Here is a 16,638-nt window from a genome sequence, read left to right on the forward strand (position 1 = left end):
AGCGATATGCCGATTCACGAAAGCGGTGCGATCCGATGACACCGGGTCCCGGGGTGGCCCGCGAGTTCCCGGCCACCGTCCTGGCCGGTCCGTACGCGGACGACCTGGACCTGCCGTATTGGGAAGGTCTGCGGGCGGGTGAGCTGCGGCTGCAGAGATGCGGCCGGTGTGGACTGTGGATCTGGGGACCACGCTGGATGTGCGGACAGTGCCGGGCGTTCGACCCGGCATGGGTCGCCGTGGAACCGGTCGGACGGGTCTTCTCGTGGTCGCGGACCTGGCACCCCTTCATCCCGGAGCTGGCCGGCGAACTGCCGTACGTCACGGTTCTCGTCGAGCTCCCGCACGCCGGGGGGCGACGAGTGCTCGGTCTGCTGGCGGAGAACGACGATGCGGACATCGCCATCGGTGACTCGGCTGCGGGAATCATCCAGCAACCTGCCGACTCGCCCTGGCCGGTGCTCCGCTGGCGCCTCGCGAGCACTGCGAACGGGACCGAACGGGGAGACGAGCGATGACCGGCTCATTTCTCCGCGGTGCCGCAGCCGTCGTGGGCGTCAGCGAATTCCACTACAAACGAGGCGAATCGCCCGACAGCGAACTTCGGATGACGTTGCGCGCCATCGTCGAGGCTGCTGCCGAGGCCGGGGTGTCGCCCCGCGAGATCGACGGCTTCGTCTCGTACGGCGGCGGTGACAACGACGGGACCGTCGTGGGTGCGTCACTGATGTCGCACCGGATCCGCTGGTCCACCATGATCTGGGGTGGTGGCGGTGGTGGTGCCGCCGCGGCGATCACCAACGCGGCGGTCGCTATCGCAGCGGGCCAAGCACAGTGCGTGGTCGTGTACCGCGCCATGGCACAGCGGGATTCCGGCCGCCTCGGATATGCCAAGCACCATTTCGACGGTCACATGCTCCCGCACGGAGTCGGATCCCCCGCCCAGGCCTGCGCACTGCGCACCCAGCGGATGCTCGAGCACGACGGGGTCCCGGAATCCGCGATGAGGTCCCTGGTTCTGGCCGACTACGTACATGCGCAGCAGAATCCGGGTGCCGCGGCGTTCGGGCGTCCTCTCGACGAGTCGACCTACGAAGCCTCGCGGATGATAGTCGAGCCGTACCGGCTCTACGATTGTTCTCGTGAGAACGACGGAGCCGTTGCTCTGATCCTCGTCGCTGCCGAGCGCGCCGAGAAGCTCCATCCGAATCCGGCCTACGTGCTGGCCGGCAGTCAGGGCGCGGTAGGGGGCTACGCCGTCGACACGGAGAACGATCTCGACTACACCTCGGCGGGATTCTCCGGGGCGGCGGGGGTCGCGGAGAGTCTGTGGGCAGATGCCGACCTCGGTCCCGACCAGGTCGATGTCGTCCAGGTCTACGAGAACTTCAGTGGTTCCGGGGTGGCCGCGCTGATCGATCACGGGCTGTGCCCACCCGGCGCCGAAGCCGGCAAGGTCATGACCCTCGAGAATCTGACGGCTCCGCACGGACTGCTCCCGGTGAACACCAGCGGGGGCAATCTCGCAGATTCGTTCGTCAACGGGATGGGGCTGGCAGTCGAGGCCGTGCGCCAGGTGCGCGGAAGCTCGGCAAACCAGGTGCCCGGGGCGAAGGTGTCCCTGTTCATCGGCGGGCCCATGGCCGCACTCTCGAGTTCGGTCCTTCTCTGCACGCGCGACGTGTTGTGAGCTGAAAGGAAGCAGGACATGAGCACCGACACCGACACCGACATCGATGGCGTCTCGATCGCCCAGCGGATCGTCGGGGCCTGGGAACTCGTCGAGTACTCGACAACCTCCGATACGGGAAAGGTCGACTACCCGCTGGGTCCCGAGGCTCGCGGACTGATCATCTACTCGGCGGACGGGTACATGTCGGCACAGATCATGCGTTCCGGCCGAACCCTCTACCGGACCCGCAACGTGCACAGCGGCGAGATGGGCGAACGAAGCGAGGCCGCCGGGGGGTACCTCGCCTATTCGGGTCCCTACCGTGTCGACGAGGACAACTCCGCTGTCTGGCACGAGATGGCGGTATCGCTGTATCCGAACTGGATCGGCGACGACCAGAAGCGGTACGTGCGCTTCGAGGGTGACGTGATGACCCTGTCGTCGGATCCGCTCGTGTTCCGCACCACCACGCTGTCTCCGGCACTGGTCTGGCGACGGATCATTCCCCGCGCGGTACGGACGGCGCCATGAGCCCGATGCAGCTCGTTCCTGCAGGCGAGATCCGGGTGCACATCGCACCGGCCAGATGAGAGGACGACACGTGTCGACGCGAGTGGACAGCAGCACCGGCCCGGCAACGGACACTCGGGCGCTCCGCGACGTCTTGGGACATTTCTGCTCCGGTGTGACGGTGGTGACGGCGATGGTGGGCGACGAACCGGCCGGATTCACCTGTCAGTCGTTCTCGGCGCTGTCGCTGGATCCGCCCCAGGTCCTGCTGTGCCCGAGCCGGCGTTCGACGAGCTGGCCGGCGATTCGTACCGTCGAGACGTTCTGTGTCAACGTACTTTCCTCGGGCCAACACGCTCTCAGTGACCGCTTTGCGAAATCGGGGGGCCGGAAATTCGACGGAGTGCGGTGGCGCCCGGCCGAGGGCGGCGCGCCGATCATCGGCGGGGTGGCAGCGTGGTTCGAGGTGGCGCTGGCTGCGGAGCACGACGGTGGCGATCACCTCATCGCGGTTGCCGACCTCCTCGGCTTCGGGTCCGATCCGACCACGCAGCCACTGGTTTTCCATCGGAGTCGATACGGCGGGGTTGTGGAACTGAGTCTCGGGTCGATCGAAAGGGGGACGTGATGGGACGACCGGCAAAGCCTCTGATCAGCCGGAGTTCGACGATCGCGGCAAGCATCGAGATCATCGACACCGAAGGTATGGCTGCGTTCAGCCTGCCGCGCGTGGCCAAACACCTGAACGTGAAAACCTCCTCGCTGTATCACCACTTCGCCGATCGCCGTGAGCTCATGACAGAGGTGGCGAAGGAGCTCATGACCGGGGCCACGGTGCCCGAGTATTCGTCGGATACCGACTGGGTGGAATGGTTCGTCGAACTCAGCCTCAACTACCGCGACGCGATTCTCCGCCATCCCAATGCCGCTCTCGTGCTGGTGCAGTTTCTTCCGCGCGACGTCCTCACGAGAACGTACGAAATGTGTGCCCGAATCCTCGAGGACGGGGGCGTACCGGCGCGCCTGCACGTGGTGATCCTGGACGGACTGGAGAAACTGGCACTCGCCACCACTCTGAGCGATCTCATGCGCGACCCGGTCGGCAGCACGGAGGTCTTCCCGAATGTCGACGAGCGGAGACACCCGACGCTCACCCGCGCGCTGGCAGCCAACCGATGGTCGTCGCGCGAGCTCTTCGTGGTAGCGATCCGAGGATTCCTCGCCGGTGTGATGGGTGTGGCCACCGCACCGGTGAGCGACGAAGGTCTGCGGGACCTCGTCGGATCGTAAGCGGTAAGCCGTTGCTTCTTATGCCTTCTCGGTGATCGAGCAGCTCGGTGTACCGGTGAATTCTGTCAACTCGATGATACGGAGTAAGCCATCGTGACCCTTGATCTGTACGTGGACGGCACGTGGAGTGCCTCCACGAGCGCGGAGCGTATCGACGTCGTCAACCCGACCACCGAGGAACGCATAGGGGATGTCCCCGCCGGGGCTGCCGCAGATGTCGATGTGGCGGTGGCTGCCGCGCGGCGGGCCTTGGAGCAGTGGTCACAGACCGCGCCGCACACGCGGGCGGAGTTCGTCTCGCGTCTGGCCGACGAACTGGAGCGGCGACAGGAGGAGATCACCGATATCGTCGTCGCCGAGGTCGGCACCCCACGCAGGGTGGCGCGTTGGGCCCAGGTCGGACTGGGTATCGTCGACCTGCGTGAGGCCGTGACCGCGGCGAGGGACTTCCCGTGGGAAGAACAGCTCCGCAACTCCCTGATCGTGCGTGAGCCTGTCGGGGTGATCGGGTGTATCACGCCCTGGAACTACCCGTTGCACCAGATCACCGCCAAAATCGGGGCTGCGCTCGTGACCGGGTGCACGGTGGTCGTCAAGGCCAGCGAGGTTGCCCCGTTCACCGCCCACGCCCTGGCGGAAGCGGTCGACGCTGCCGGAGTTCCGGCCGGCGTATTCAATCTGGTTCACGGGTACGGTCCGATCGTCGGCGAGGCCATCGCCATTCATCCGGACATCGATATGGTCAGCTTCACGGGATCGAACTCGGTCGGCAAGCGAGTCCTCGAACTGGCCGCCGGGACAGTGAAGCGGGTGTCGGTCGAACTGGGTGGAAAGAGCGCCGCTGTGCTGCTCGACGACCTCAGCGACGAGGAGTTCGGTAAGGCCGTGCCGCACACCGTGCGTGCCTGCTACATGAACGGCGGACAGTCCTGCAATGCGCAGACTCGTTTGGTCGTACCGCGCTCCCGCCTGGCCGAGGCGGAGAAGCTCGCCGCGAAGGCGGCCGCGGCATATGCGCCCGGCGATCCCGCCGACGGCGACACGAAGCTCGGACCCATGGTTACCGCATCTCAGCGTGAGCGGGTCCTCGACTACATCCGTGCCGGCGTCAAGGAGGGCGCAAAGCTCGTCGCCGGGTCGGTCGACGCACCGGCCCGTACCGGATTCTTCGTCGAACCGACCGTGTTCTCGGAGGTGGACCCGGACAGCACGATCGCTCAGGAGGAGATCTTCGGTCCGGTGCTGTCGATCATCGCGTACGACACAACCGAGCAAGCGATCGAGATCGCGAACGGCACGATCTTCGGTATCGCCGGCGCTGTGTGGTCCGGCGACCCCGAGCGCGCGAAGTCGGTTGCGCGCAGGATGCGTGCGACGCAGATCGAGGTCAACGGTGGAAAGTTCAACGGCGCTGCGCCTTTCGGCGGATTCAAGCAATCCGGCCATGGGCGCGAGGGCGGGGCATTCGGCCTCGAGGAGTTTGTCGAAATCAAGAGTCTGCAGCTCTAGCGACGTTCTTGCGGGGACCGCCGCGGTCCCGCGAAGGAGTGAGCACGATGGTCTACACCGATCTTCCGTACGACGAGGCGACGAAAGCGGGTTTTGCCCGGGCGTTGTTCGATCACCTCGACCACGACACCACCGATATGGCGCCGGAGATCCTCGAGGTCGATCCGCGCGTCTACACGGATCCGGAACTGGCGGCCCGCGAGCGCAGAGAGCTGTTCGGATATGTGCCGATCATCGCGGCGCACAGCACCGAATTGCCCGGCAACCACGACTTTGCGACGGTCCAGTTGCCGAACAACGAGATTGTTCTCGTTCGGCAGGCGGACGGTGGGGTTCGTGGGTTCGTGAACACCTGCCGGCATCGAGGCGCCCGGCTCGTTCCCGAGGAGAGGGGTTCGAAGCGCATCTTTTCGTGCCGCTACCACGGGTGGGCGTATGGGAGCGATGGCAGTCTGCGGTCGATCGCGGACGAGCCGACGTTCGGGAGGGTCGATCGTCGCTGCATGAGCCTGCTGGAGGTTCCGGTCGAGGAGCGACATGGTTTCGTCTGGGTCGTCGACTCCGCCGCGGGTGATCGAACGATCGACATCGCGGAGTGGCTCGGCCGGGAGTTCGACGAGTCCCTCGCCGCCATGGAGATGGACAAGTACCACTGCCATATCGCCCAGAACTTCGATGTGGACATCAACTGGAAGGTCTTGATGGATGCCTTCCTCGACGGCTACCACATCACCTCGACCCACGCCGGAACTGTTGCGCCGTACTTCTACAACAACGCGCAATCCTGGGAACCCATGGGCAGGCACGGACGAATGGTCACGGCACGCAAGAGCATCGACACGGTGCGAGGTGTCGCGCCCGCGGACGCCCCGATCGACCGGCACATCACCGTTGCGCACTTTCTGATGCCCAATATGTCGGTGCTGCGTCAACCGGATCATCTGGAGGTGCTCAACTTCGTCCCTGCTCCGGGCACGCCCGTCGGGACTCGGATGCAGATGCGTCTTCTCACTCGGGAACCTGCCGTGACGGACGAGCAGAAGGCGCGGTGGGACAAGAACTGGAACATTCTGATGGCGGTACTTCGAGAGGAGGACCTCGTCGTCAACGAGGGTCTGCAGAAGGCCGTTACGAACACGGACATCGGACCGATCTACTTCGGGCGAAACGAGATTGCCAATCAGCATTTTCATCAGTGGATGGCGCGTGCGTTCGAGGATTCGAGGAAGTGGGGCTGAGCTCCGAAGTGCTCATTCCGGGCTTGTCGCCAGTACCGATAGACATTAGATTATTGCCCGTGTGATGCAGGGCATACCGCGGTGGTAAAGAGCGTCTCCCGCAGCCCCGCAGCCCCGCGCCTCGACGGTCGCGATGGGCTTGCAATCGAACGATTCTGCCCCGTTGTCGACACACGTCGACAACCGCCACTCGCGCGTTCGTCGGCATCGAACCCAGATACCCCACAACCCGAAGGAACCAACATGTCGCAGATCTCCGGCCCGGGGAAGGAAAGGGCCGTCTCGGGTGCCCGATCCGTGGTCCTCACCTGCTTGGCCATCACCATCCTCGATGGTGTCGACCTCATCATGTTCGGCGCGGTGCTTCCGACATTGCTGGAAATCGAACAGTGGGGGATCACCACCGCCTCGGCAGGGTTGATCGGCAGCTTGTCGCTGTTCGGAATGATGGCCGGCGCAATGCTGGCCGGCTACCTCACGGACCTCGTCGGCCGGCGACCGATCGTGCTCGCCTGCATTGTGAGCTTCAGTCTGTTCACCGGGTTATGTGCCATTGCACCGAATCTCGAGACCTTCGGCCTCTTCCGGTTGCTTGCCGGCCTCGGCTTCGGCGGAGCCCTCCCCACCCTGATTGCGCTCACCCAGGAGTACGTCAAGGTAGACCGACGGCAGTTCTACAACGGCGTCATCCAAACCGGTTTTCCCATCGGCGGGTGCGTGGTCGCCATCGCCGCCATCTTCATGATCCCTGCCTTCGGCTGGGAATCGATGTTCGCAGTGGGTGGCCTCCTTGGGGTCGTGTTGTTCGTCATCGCATACCGAAGCCTGCCCGAATCGATCGCTTTCCTCGTGAGCAAGAGCCGGCACGATGAGGCCCGCGCGTTGACGCAGCGTTACTCGGTTGATCACGGTGCCGAATCCGGCCTGGCCCTGGAGGAGTCGAAAACCGCGAATGCCGGTTCCAAGTCGGGTCTCAAGCTCCTGTTCGCACCCGGATACAGGATCGCGACGATCATGTTCCCGCTCATCACCTTCTTCGGCCTTCTCGTCTCGTACGGCATGAACACCTGGATTCCTCAGATGCTGAGGGCCTCCGGCTACGATCTCGGGTCCGCGTTGACGTTCCTGCTCGCCTTCAACATCGGTAGCGGGTTCGGCATGGTGGTCATCACCGGTCTGGCGGATCGATTGGGATCGCGTCCGGTGATCTCGGTGAGCTTTGTCGGGGGAGCGATCGCAGTGTCCGCCCTGACCCTGCAGCCGGCACAGGCACTCGTGTTCGGGTTGGTTCTGCTGATCGGCTTCTGTGCGTCCTCCACGACGGGTGTTTACGGATTCGTCGGGGTCTTCTACCCGGCCGCCGCGCGTGGCACAGCGCTCGGACTGGCGGTGGGGCTGGGCCGGTTGGGTGGTGTCTGCGGGCCCATTCTCACCGGAATGATCATGAGCTCTGCGCTCGGAGCGGACTGGGCCTACTACGCCTTCGCGTTCGCTGGAGTGGCTGCCGCAGTGCTGGTGTCGTTGGTTCCCCGAAGGACCAATGCCATGCATCGGACGGACGCGCCTGTCGAAAAGGCCGCGGAGCCTGCCTGATCGATTCCGAAACGTGAGGGGGCTGGGGGACGGAGGCGCGCACGGGGCCTTCGTCTGCGACCCGAGCTTCGCGACGTTCCTGCTGTGTCGCACTGGGCGGCTCTATCGACAGCAGGCGACCGGCATCAGGGCTCCGGCGGTTGTGTAACCTACGTACGTTAGATATTGTGGTGTGATGTCGCCCACATCCGGCCGGCGCTCCCGAGTCTCTCGGTCGACGAGGGCGGACAGGGGTGTCACCGACCGTACCGATGGCGCAGAAGGGCCGACCGCTATGAGAATGAAGACGAGATTGACCTGCCCGTGTGGAACCGTGGTCACGGGCACGGATGAAGACGACCTCGTTGCAAGGGCCCGGTCGCACCTGAGCGAGTCACATCCCGGAATGGAGTACTCGCGCGATGAGATTCTCTTCATCGCGTACTAGCAGTGTCGCGTACCGGCAGTGTTTCGCCAATGGTCAAGCGGCTGTTCATCAACGACATCGATGCGGTGAGGAGTCGATTCCCGCGCAAGGGTCCTCGACACGTCGATCCGGCTCGGCTGATTTACAAAGAACGATTGACGTATCACTTCTCATGTATGTAAGCTGAATCACATGACGGTGCGAACCCTGTAGGGAAGTCGCCGTCCTCCAGCATCTTCCATCCCTCTGTTACATGTTCGAGCTGAGGAGCTTTGATGAAACTCGAAGGTAAGGTCGCGCTGATCACCGGTGCCGGGTCCGGGTTGGGACGCGAGGCGTCGCAGTTGTTCGCGTCGGAGGGCGCGAAGATCGCGGTGGTCGATATCGATCCGGAGCGTGCGAAGGGCACGGTCGAGTTGGTCGAGCAGCATGGTGGTTCGGCGATCGCGGTCACCGCCGATGTACGCGTCGAGCAGCAGGTGGTCGATGCGGTGGCGGCGACGGTGGCGGCGTTCGGCAAGCTCGACATCGCGTGGGCCAATGCCGGGATCGTCTCGCGCGGTGGTGTGCCGTCCGTTGCGGGCGGTGAGCAGGTCGAGTTCCAGGATCTGACGGACGCGGACTGGCAGGACGTCATCGGGGTGAACCTGTCCGGCGTGTTCTACACCGCGAAGGCGGCGGTGCCGGCGTTGCGGGCCAATGGTGGCGGTGTCATCCTGGCAACCTCGTCGGCGGCGTCGTTCGTGGCGTACCACAGCATCGCAGCGTATTCGGCGACGAAGGCCGGTGTGAACGGGATGGTTCGCGGTCTGAGCCTGGATCTGGGCAAGTACGGGATCCGGGTGAATGCGATCGCCCCGACGCACGGGATGTCGCCGAACTTCCTGGCGCCGGCCGGTACTCCGGTGGTGGGGCAGTCGTACGAGGAGGTCGCCGGTCCGTGGGACCCGAGTGTCTCGCCGATTCCGCTCAAGCTCAATCGTCCGCCGTCGCTGAAGGACAATGCGCGGGCTGCGTTGTTCCTCGTGTCGGACGAGTCGGCATACATATCCGGTGTCACCCTGCCGACCACCGACGGCGGCACCTTGTCTCGTGTGGCGATGATGTTCCCCGAAGACGGGAACAACCCGCCGCCGATGGTCACCGGCGAGGAATGACGATGACTGCCCACGACACGGAAGCGCAGTCAGGCACGCGCCGACTCGTCGTGGATCGGTCGGCGTGCGCCGGGCACGGCCTCTGTTACGGCCGCGCCCCCGAGATCATCGACTGCGACGATGCCGGATACCCGGTGCTCGTGCAGGAAACGCTCAGGACCGAGGAGCACATCGTGGCGGCCGAGGAGGCCGTCGCGATGTGCCCCGAACGAGCCCTGAGCCTCGAAACACTCTGACTTCTCGAGCAACACAGACCCTTCGAACGGGGCGATCAGCATGACCATCACCGACGAAATGTCGACACCTGTCGTCGACTTCGACATCTACGACCCGTCGCTCACGGACCCGGTGGACACCGTGCAGGAGAAGGTCGCCGAACTCGCGGCCAAAGGCCCTGTCGTCTACTCGACCGCGCACGGCGGCCACTGGATCGTCACCCGGTACAGGGAGCTCCACGAGGTCCTCCGCGACCCGGAAACCTTCTCGAGTTACCCGAACAACCTCGTCAATGCCGGGGACGGCAAGTTTCTGCCGCTCGAGCTCGACCCGCCGGAGCACACCGGATATCGGGTGGCCCTGCAGCCGCTGTTCTCCCCGAACCGGATGAAGGCGCTGTCCGAGCAGATCCGGGGCGTGGTCAACGAACTGATCGACAGTTTCGCGGGCAAGGGTGAGGCGGAGTTCATCGCCGACTTCGCGCACGAGCTGCCTACCCGCGTCTTCCTCGCGTTGATGGACTGGCCACTCGAGGACGCCCCGATACTCACCGAGGCCACCGACACCGCCCTGATGGGCAAGCCCGGCGCCAGCGAGGACGAGTCGGCGAAGGCACGCGCCGAGGCAGCCCAGCAGATGTTCGCCTACTTCCAGAAGATCGTCGACGAGCGTCGCGCGAACCCCAGTGAGGATGTCACCTCCGCACTCATCCGCACCGAGGTCGACCTCGAGGACGGCAAGCGACTGCTCACCGACGAAGAGCTGACCCGCATGTTCTTCCTCCTGCTCATCGCAGGTCTGCACACCGTTCAGGGATCGCTGGCCTGGGCCGTGATCCACCTGGTGAACAATCCTCGTCAGCGCGCCGCGCTCATCGAGGACGACTCGCTGATCCCGAACGCCGTCGAGGAGGTCCTGCGGATCGAGGCTGCAGTGAGTATGGGCCGCCGTGCGACCCGCGACGTCGAACTCGGCGGGGCGAAGATCAAGGCCGGCGACCAGTTGCTGCTGGTGCTCTGTTCGGCCAACCGCGACGGAAGCGAATTCGAGGATCCCGACGAGTTCGTGATCGACCGGTCACCGAACCGGCACCTGACATTCGGTGCCGGTCCGCACCGGTGCCTGGGCTCACATCTGGCCCGCATCGAACTGTCGATCGCGCTCGAGGAATTGCACCGCCGGATTCCGGACTACGAACTCGTCGAATCCGATCCGCCGATCCTGCACGCAACGCAGGTGCGGGGCTGCTTGCGGCTTCCGATCAGGTTCACACCGACGACCTGAGCGTCGGATCGGTAGGTTCCATGGATTCAGAAGGGTGCAACGCGTTGACTGCCAGTAGCGTATCCGAGGATCTGCTCGTCGACTTCGACGTGTACGACCCAGCTCTCGCCGCTCCGGTCGATGTCTTCCAGGAAAAGGCCGCCGAACTCCGTGCCCGCGGACCGATCGTCTACTCCCCGCACCACGGTGGGCACTGGATCGTCACGCGGTACGCGGACATCTTCCGCATCCTGCGCGATGCCGAGACGTTCTCCAGCTATCCGAACAACCTGGTCGATGCCGGCCAGGGCAAGTTCATCCCGGTCGAGATCGATCCGCCCGAGCACACGCAGTATCGTCAGGCGCTCCAGCCACTGTTCGGTCCGGCGCGGATGAAAGCGCTCGAGCCGAGGATCCGCGAGATCATCAACCAACTGATCGACGGCTTCGCGGACTCCGGCCGGTGCGAATTCGTTGCCGAGTTCGCGCATGCGCTGCCGACTCGTGTCTTCCTCAGTCTCATGGGCTGGCCTCTCGACGATGCCGAACAGTTCACGGAGTGGACGGATATTGCGCTCCAGGGGATTCCGGGAGCCGACGAGGAGGAATCCGCCCGTGCCCGGGCAGAAGCGGCAACGAACGTGTTCGAGTACTTCGGTGCATTCGTGGATCGGGTGCGTTCCGGGCAGGAGGACTCGGAGAGCGTCACCGCGCAGATCATCGATACCCCGATCCGGATGGACGGAGTCGAGCGGCACCTCACTGACGAGGAACTGCGCCGCATGTTCTTCCTGCTGCTCATTGCCGGACTGCACACGGTGCAGGGTTCACTCGGTTGGGCCATGGTGCACCTTGCGAACAACCCGGTGCAACGGCAGGCGCTCATCGACGACAGCAGCCTGGTGCCGGACGCAGTCGAGGAGATCCTCCGCATCGAAGCCGCCGTCAGCATGGGCCGGCGGGCCACCCGCGATGTCGAGATCGCCGGCGTCAACATCAAGGCCGACGATCAATTGTTGCTCCTGCTGTGTGCGGCCAACCGCGACGAAGCCGAGTTCGACAATCCGGACGCGTTCGTGATCGATCGTGGCCCGAACAGGCATCTGTCGTTCGGCGCAGGGCCGCATCGGTGCCTCGGGTCTCACCTCGCCCGCCTCGAGCTCACCTTGGCGATGGAGGAGATACATCGGAGAATCCCCGACTACGCGCTGGTCGACAGTGATCCGCCGTTGATGCACGGCACGTCGGTGCGTGGGTGCGTGCGGCTACCGCTCACGTTCACACCGGAATCGCGAAGCTGACACGAGGAAGGGGACCCGATTCGATCGGGTCCCCTTCCTCGTGTGCCGGGGCTCAGGCCTTCAGCAGATCACGGTGGATGATTTCCTTCATGATCTCGTTGGTGCCACCATAGATCCGCTGGATGCGGGCGTCGATGAAGGCCTTCGCGACCGGGTATTCCATCATGTAGCCGTAGCCGCCGTGGAACTGCACACCGGCGTCGATCACACGGCCCTGCAACTCGGTGGCCCACAGCTTCGCCTTGGACGCGTCGACCGCGGTGAGCGTGCCCTTGTTGTGTTCCCGGACGCAGCGATCGAGGTAACTGCGTGAGACCTCCACCGCCGTCTGCAGTTCCGCGAGAGTGAAGCCCATTCCCTGGAACTCGCCGATGCGCTTGCCGAAGGCGGTGCGTTCCTTGACGTAGTCGAGTGTCCAGCTCATGACGGCCTCGGCGGACACCTGCGCGGCGATGCCGATACCGAGCCGCTCCAGCGGAAGGCTCTGCATGAGGTAGCCGAAGCCCTGCCCCAGCTCGCCGAGCACATTCTCCTTGGGAACGCGGACATCCTCGAAGAACAACTCGGCCGTGTCCTGGGCGTGCAGACCGACCTTGTCGAGCTTGCGGCCGCGGGAGAACCCGGGCGTTCCGTCTTCGACCACGAAGAGGCTGAACCCTCGCGAACCGGCTGCGGGGTCGGTCTTGGCGAAGACGATGACGAGGTCGGCCAGGATGCCGCTCGTGATGAACGTCTTGGACCCGTTGAGGACCCAATAGTCGCCGTCGCGCACTGCGGTGGTGGTGATGCCCCGCAGGTCGCTGCCGGCGGCCGGTTCGCTCATCGCGATCGCGCCGATCGTCTCGCCCGTGACGAATCCGGGCAACCACCGCTGCTTCTGCTCATCGGTGGCATGGCGGAGCAGGTAGTTGAGGACGATGTCGTCGTTGGTCGAGAACCCGGACTGCAGCGCGGACGCGCCCACCCGCGCAATCTCGGACTGGATCACGACGCGAAAGCGGTAATCGAGCTCGCCGGGCCCGCCGTACTGCTCAGGGACGCTCAGGCCCAGCAGTCCTTGCTTACCCGCGGCGAGCCAGGTTTCCCGGTCGATGAGCCGGTCGGCGTCCCACTTCTCGAGATTTGGGACGACGTGCTTGTCGACGAAGCTCCGCACGGAGTCGCGAAACAGTTCGTGGTCGTGTTCGAAGAGATCGCTCTCCATGTAATCCTCCTGATGCGGGGCGCCCGCAGGCGCCCCGCTGTGGTGTTCGGTGTCAGTTCTCGCCGACGAGTTTCTGGATCTCGCGGCGGAAGACCTGGTTGGCAACCTCGTTGCGGCCCAGGAGCATGTTGCCGGCGTTCGCGCTGTCCATGGCGACCTGCGAACCACGCAGGATCGGGAAGTCCTCGTTGTGGAGGACCGCGATCAGGATCTCGACGTTCTTGTCCCAGATCCGATTCCAGCGCTCCTCGGTCATGCCGCTGTCTTCGAGCGTCGGTGCGATCAGACGGATCTCCATGTGGCAGCGCTGCGGATCGCTCCGGTGGGGGCGGAAGGTGAGCAGCTGGAAATGGTCGGGCTGCTTGAGCAGGGTGCTGTTGGGACCCACCAGGTGGCTTTCCGTCACGTGCTCGGCGAGGCTGCGATCGCCGGGGTCTTCCTCGATCCACCGGTCGATGGTCTTGCGGAGATTGAGGAACCGGCAGTGATGTCCGAAGTCCTCGAAGGCCATGACGTTGGTGTGGATGTGCTTGGCGGCGGTGTTCGGGTGCGCGTACTGGATGTGGTAGCCGTCGAGGAACGCGTCCTGCATCAGCTTCCAGTTGACGGGCTCGTCGAAGCGCTGAACTCGGGTAGTCACCATTTTGTCCATGCCGTAGGACCCCATGATCGAGTCCATCTCGGGGCCGAGCCAGTCTGCGACATCGATGGTGGCGTCGGCGTCGTCGACAACCCAGACGAATCCGTGACGTTCCTCGGTCGGGAGTTGCACGAGGTTCCGTTCGGAATGGTCTGCGTCACCGAACGTGTTGTCGCGGGTGATGGTGCGCAGCGCGCCGTCGGTGTCGTAGGACCAGCGATGGTACGGGCAGGAGAACAGGCGGCAACGGCCCTTCTCCTCCTTCTCGACCATCGCGCCGCGGTGACGACATTGGTTCACGAGGGTTTTGACGCTGCCGTCGCGCTGACGGACGACGATGACATTGTTCCGCGGCAACTGGAGGGTGACGAAATCGCCCGCGCGGGGGATCTCGGAGCCGTGGATGATGATCGACGGAACCCGGCCGAAGACACGCTCGCGTTCGAGCTTGGCGATCTCCGGATCGGTGAACTCGACGGGTTCGAACCACGTGACGTGCTCGAATTCGTCGGTGGTGTCGTTGCGCAGATGGTCGAGAGCGCGGCGAATGCGTTCCTCGCGGGGAATTCCGACCTCTGTCATGGCTGCCCTCCAGGCGGTGGTTCGGATCGATGACGCTAAATCTAACTCAAGTAGTTTTAAGTGTAAACCCCGGACCGGTTGCGGGTGGCGCTTCGGCCGTTGCGGCCCTATACCGATCGGCATTAGATTTATGAGAACTGACCCGCAGATGAGGAGCGAACAGGATGATCTCGTATCAGTGGTGTTCGGAACTGGATTCCGGCGATCGGGACGAGGTGCTGGCTCTTGTCGCCGCGGCCGCCGAGTACGACGAGGAAGCCGGGTTCTCGCGGATCCACCCCGGTGATGTGACCTCGACGAGTCGCGACGGCGTCCGCGTCTCCCATCTGCCGATCAAGGCGCGCAAGGACCTGAGCGCGCGCGACGACGCGCCGCTGGTGATTGTGGCGTACCTGCACCTGCAGGTGGACGGCGAGGGGCTGGGTACCGTGCAGTTCGTCGTCCATCCGGACTACCGGTCGCGCGGTGTGGCCACGATGCTGGTCGAGGAGATCGGCCTGGGCACGACAGCGGACGGCGGCTGGGAGCGCACCGGTGCGGTGGCTCTGCGCTGCTGGGCGTACAGCACGCACCCCGCGTCCGAACGTCTCGCACGACGGTTCGGCATCCGGGTGGTCAGCAGGCTGTGGACGTTGTTCCGCCATCTGTCCGGCCCGTTCGCGATCCCTCTCGACCCCGTCGCGGCGCCCGAGGGCATCACGGTGGGCGACGCGCGTCCGCTCGATGATCCGGCGGTGTCGCGGGCGATAGACGAGGTGCTGGACGCGGCGGCGCTCGTACCGGCGCAACGCGCGCGCCTCACCGACGAGATCCGCCTGGGTTCCGGCAGTGTGCTGGTCGCAACCGATTCCCGGGGGGCGGAGGTGGGTTTCGTGTGGTTCGATCCGGCGCTGTCCGCCCACCTCGAGTTGGATGCGGCGTCGGTCCGGGCGCTCGTGCTCACGAAGACCGCCCGCGGGGCGGGCCTCGGGACGGCACTGCTCACGGCGGCACTCGGGGCCCTGCGCGATGCGGGGGCGCAGATCGCCCTGATTCGTATCGACCCGGACGACGCGGGGGCGGTGCGCATGTGCCGGTTGACGGCATTCGAGCAGGAGGACGAACACACCTGCTACCAGGTCGGCGAGTGGGCCGAGGCGCCCAGCTTCTGAGTCCGCCCGGGTGAGACGAGTGACGAATCTTGTCCGACGTTGACCTAAAGGGCTTAGGCAACTACCGTCTGTGGTGCGCCTCACACTCAGGTAGAGGTCCCAACTTCACTACGTTCCACGCACGGGCGCTTGCCCGCCCGGAGTCGGGGCGTGCAATCCGAGGGAGAACACTCATGGGTCGACTCGAAGGCAAGGTCGCTTTCATCACCGGTGCGGCGCGAGGCCAGGGACGCTCGCACGCCGTCCGGCTCGCCGAAGAGGGGGCCTCCGTCGTCGCGATGGACATCTGCGGCCAGATCCCCACGGTCTTCTATCCGATGGCGACCAGCGACGACCTCGCTGAGACCGAGCGGCAGGTCAAGGAGGCCGGAGGCTCGATCGTCACGTCCATCGGCGACGTCCGCAACATCGAGGATGTCCAGCGGGCCTACGACGCGGGCATCGCACAGTTCGGGAAGGTCGACATCGTGCTGCCGAACGCCGGCATCATGCCGGTGATCGGCCCCGGTGAACAGCGCCAGGCATGGCACGACGCGATCGACACCATGCTCACCGGTGTATGGCACGTGCTCGAGGTGACGGTGCCGCACCTCGTCGAACGGGGGGAGGGCGGGTCGATCATCATCACGAGTTCTGCGGCCGGCCTGACGAGTATCGGGCTGAACACCTTCCCCGGTCAGGTCGGGTACAGCGCCGCCAAGCACGGTGTCGTCGGTCTCATGCGGATCTACGCGAAACAGCTTGCCCCGCACAGTATTCGGGTGAACACGGTGCATCCGACCGGCGTGAACACGCCGATGGTGGCGAACGCGGAGTACGGCGAGTTCGTCAACTCCCATCCCGAGGTTGCCGCCGACGAGTCGTACAAGAACCCGATGCCGGTCGAACTGATCGAGGCCGTCGACA

Annotated in this window: 16 protein-coding genes; 14 read left to right on the plus strand and 2 right to left on the minus strand. The window is 64.7% G+C overall.

Features of this window, described 5'->3' with window-relative positions; translation table 11 throughout:
- Nucleotides 1-35: 35 nt before the first annotated feature.
- From AIIKEEIJ_RS24185 to AIIKEEIJ_RS24245, 12 genes are all read left to right on the plus strand, one after another.
- Nucleotides 36-518: an OB-fold domain-containing protein gene (locus AIIKEEIJ_RS24185; protein ID WP_161996744.1), complete on the plus strand. Its 483-nt coding sequence runs from the start codon at nucleotides 36-38 to the stop codon at nucleotides 516-518.
- Entirely contained in the window at nucleotides 515-1,690 is a 1,176-nt protein-coding gene (locus AIIKEEIJ_RS24190; protein ID WP_029541635.1) for a thiolase C-terminal domain-containing protein, read from the plus strand. Before AIIKEEIJ_RS24185 ends, AIIKEEIJ_RS24190 begins: the two co-directional genes overlap by 4 nt.
- An 18-nt stretch (nucleotides 1,691-1,708) precedes the next feature.
- The gene (locus tag AIIKEEIJ_RS24195) at nucleotides 1,709-2,203 is read left to right on the plus strand and encodes a lipocalin-like domain-containing protein (RefSeq protein ID WP_161996745.1); all 495 of its coding nucleotides are present in this window, start codon (nucleotides 1,709-1,711) and stop codon (nucleotides 2,201-2,203) included.
- 70 nt (nucleotides 2,204-2,273) lie between these two features.
- On the plus strand, nucleotides 2,274-2,810 hold the full coding sequence (locus AIIKEEIJ_RS24200) for a flavin reductase family protein (protein WP_161996746.1): 537 nt from the start codon (nucleotides 2,274-2,276) through the stop codon (nucleotides 2,808-2,810).
- Nucleotides 2,810-3,472 carry a TetR/AcrR family transcriptional regulator gene (locus AIIKEEIJ_RS24205; protein WP_043799821.1) on the plus strand — a complete coding sequence of 221 codons (663 nt, stop codon included), beginning with the start codon at nucleotides 2,810-2,812 and terminating at the stop codon, nucleotides 3,470-3,472. The genes AIIKEEIJ_RS24200 and AIIKEEIJ_RS24205 overlap by 1 nt, the downstream gene beginning before the upstream one ends.
- Before the next feature lie 93 nt (nucleotides 3,473-3,565).
- On the plus strand, nucleotides 3,566-4,981 hold the full coding sequence (locus AIIKEEIJ_RS24210; RefSeq protein ID WP_161996747.1) for an aldehyde dehydrogenase family protein: 1,416 nt from the start codon (nucleotides 3,566-3,568) through the stop codon (nucleotides 4,979-4,981).
- Nucleotides 4,982-5,028: 47 nt separating this feature from the next.
- Nucleotides 5,029-6,219: an aromatic ring-hydroxylating oxygenase subunit alpha gene (locus AIIKEEIJ_RS24215; protein ID WP_029541646.1), complete on the plus strand. Its 1,191-nt coding sequence runs from the start codon at nucleotides 5,029-5,031 to the stop codon at nucleotides 6,217-6,219.
- Between the two features lie 243 nt (nucleotides 6,220-6,462).
- On the plus strand, nucleotides 6,463-7,812 hold the full coding sequence (locus AIIKEEIJ_RS24220) for an MFS transporter (RefSeq protein WP_161996748.1): 1,350 nt from the start codon (nucleotides 6,463-6,465) through the stop codon (nucleotides 7,810-7,812).
- Nucleotides 7,813-8,493: 681 nt separating this feature from the next.
- Nucleotides 8,494-9,375: an SDR family NAD(P)-dependent oxidoreductase gene (locus AIIKEEIJ_RS24230; RefSeq protein ID WP_161996749.1), complete on the plus strand. Its 882-nt coding sequence runs from the start codon at nucleotides 8,494-8,496 to the stop codon at nucleotides 9,373-9,375.
- Nucleotides 9,376-9,377: 2 nt separating this feature from the next.
- Nucleotides 9,378-9,611: a ferredoxin gene (locus tag AIIKEEIJ_RS24235; protein ID WP_006936280.1), complete on the plus strand. Its 234-nt coding sequence runs from the start codon at nucleotides 9,378-9,380 to the stop codon at nucleotides 9,609-9,611.
- A 40-nt stretch (nucleotides 9,612-9,651) separates the two neighbouring features.
- Complete coding sequence (locus AIIKEEIJ_RS24240; RefSeq protein WP_161996750.1) at nucleotides 9,652-10,875, plus strand: cytochrome P450; 1,224 nt, start codon at nucleotides 9,652-9,654, stop codon at nucleotides 10,873-10,875.
- 20 nt (nucleotides 10,876-10,895) lie between these two features.
- The gene (locus tag AIIKEEIJ_RS24245; RefSeq protein ID WP_161996751.1) at nucleotides 10,896-12,155 is read left to right on the plus strand and encodes a cytochrome P450; all 1,260 of its coding nucleotides are present in this window, start codon (nucleotides 10,896-10,898) and stop codon (nucleotides 12,153-12,155) included.
- A gap of 52 nt (nucleotides 12,156-12,207) precedes the next feature.
- Here AIIKEEIJ_RS24245 and AIIKEEIJ_RS24250 read toward each other — a convergent pair whose 3' ends face one another.
- Together AIIKEEIJ_RS24250 and AIIKEEIJ_RS24255 are read right to left on the minus strand one after the other, a co-directional pair.
- Complete coding sequence (locus AIIKEEIJ_RS24250; protein WP_161996752.1) at nucleotides 12,208-13,359, minus strand: acyl-CoA dehydrogenase family protein; 1,152 nt, start codon at nucleotides 13,357-13,359, stop codon at nucleotides 12,208-12,210.
- Between the two features lie 52 nt (nucleotides 13,360-13,411).
- Entirely contained in the window at nucleotides 13,412-14,581 is a 1,170-nt protein-coding gene (locus AIIKEEIJ_RS24255; RefSeq protein ID WP_161996753.1) for an SRPBCC family protein, read from the minus strand.
- A 164-nt stretch (nucleotides 14,582-14,745) separates the two neighbouring features.
- On the opposite strand from AIIKEEIJ_RS24255, the gene AIIKEEIJ_RS24260 reads away from it, so the two are divergent.
- Both AIIKEEIJ_RS24260 and AIIKEEIJ_RS24265 read left to right on the plus strand, forming a co-directional pair.
- Nucleotides 14,746-15,732, plus strand: a complete 987-nt coding sequence (locus AIIKEEIJ_RS24260; protein WP_161996754.1) for a GNAT family N-acetyltransferase — start codon at nucleotides 14,746-14,748, stop codon at nucleotides 15,730-15,732.
- A gap of 173 nt (nucleotides 15,733-15,905) precedes the next feature.
- The coding region (locus AIIKEEIJ_RS24265) for a mycofactocin-coupled SDR family oxidoreductase (protein WP_161996755.1) at nucleotides 15,906-16,638 on the plus strand (733 nt) is incomplete at its 3' end.

It is taken from the genome of Rhodococcus sp. YH1, assembly GCF_009939605.1.
Classification (GTDB): Bacteria; Actinomycetota; Actinomycetes; order Mycobacteriales; family Mycobacteriaceae; genus Rhodococcus; species Rhodococcus aetherivorans.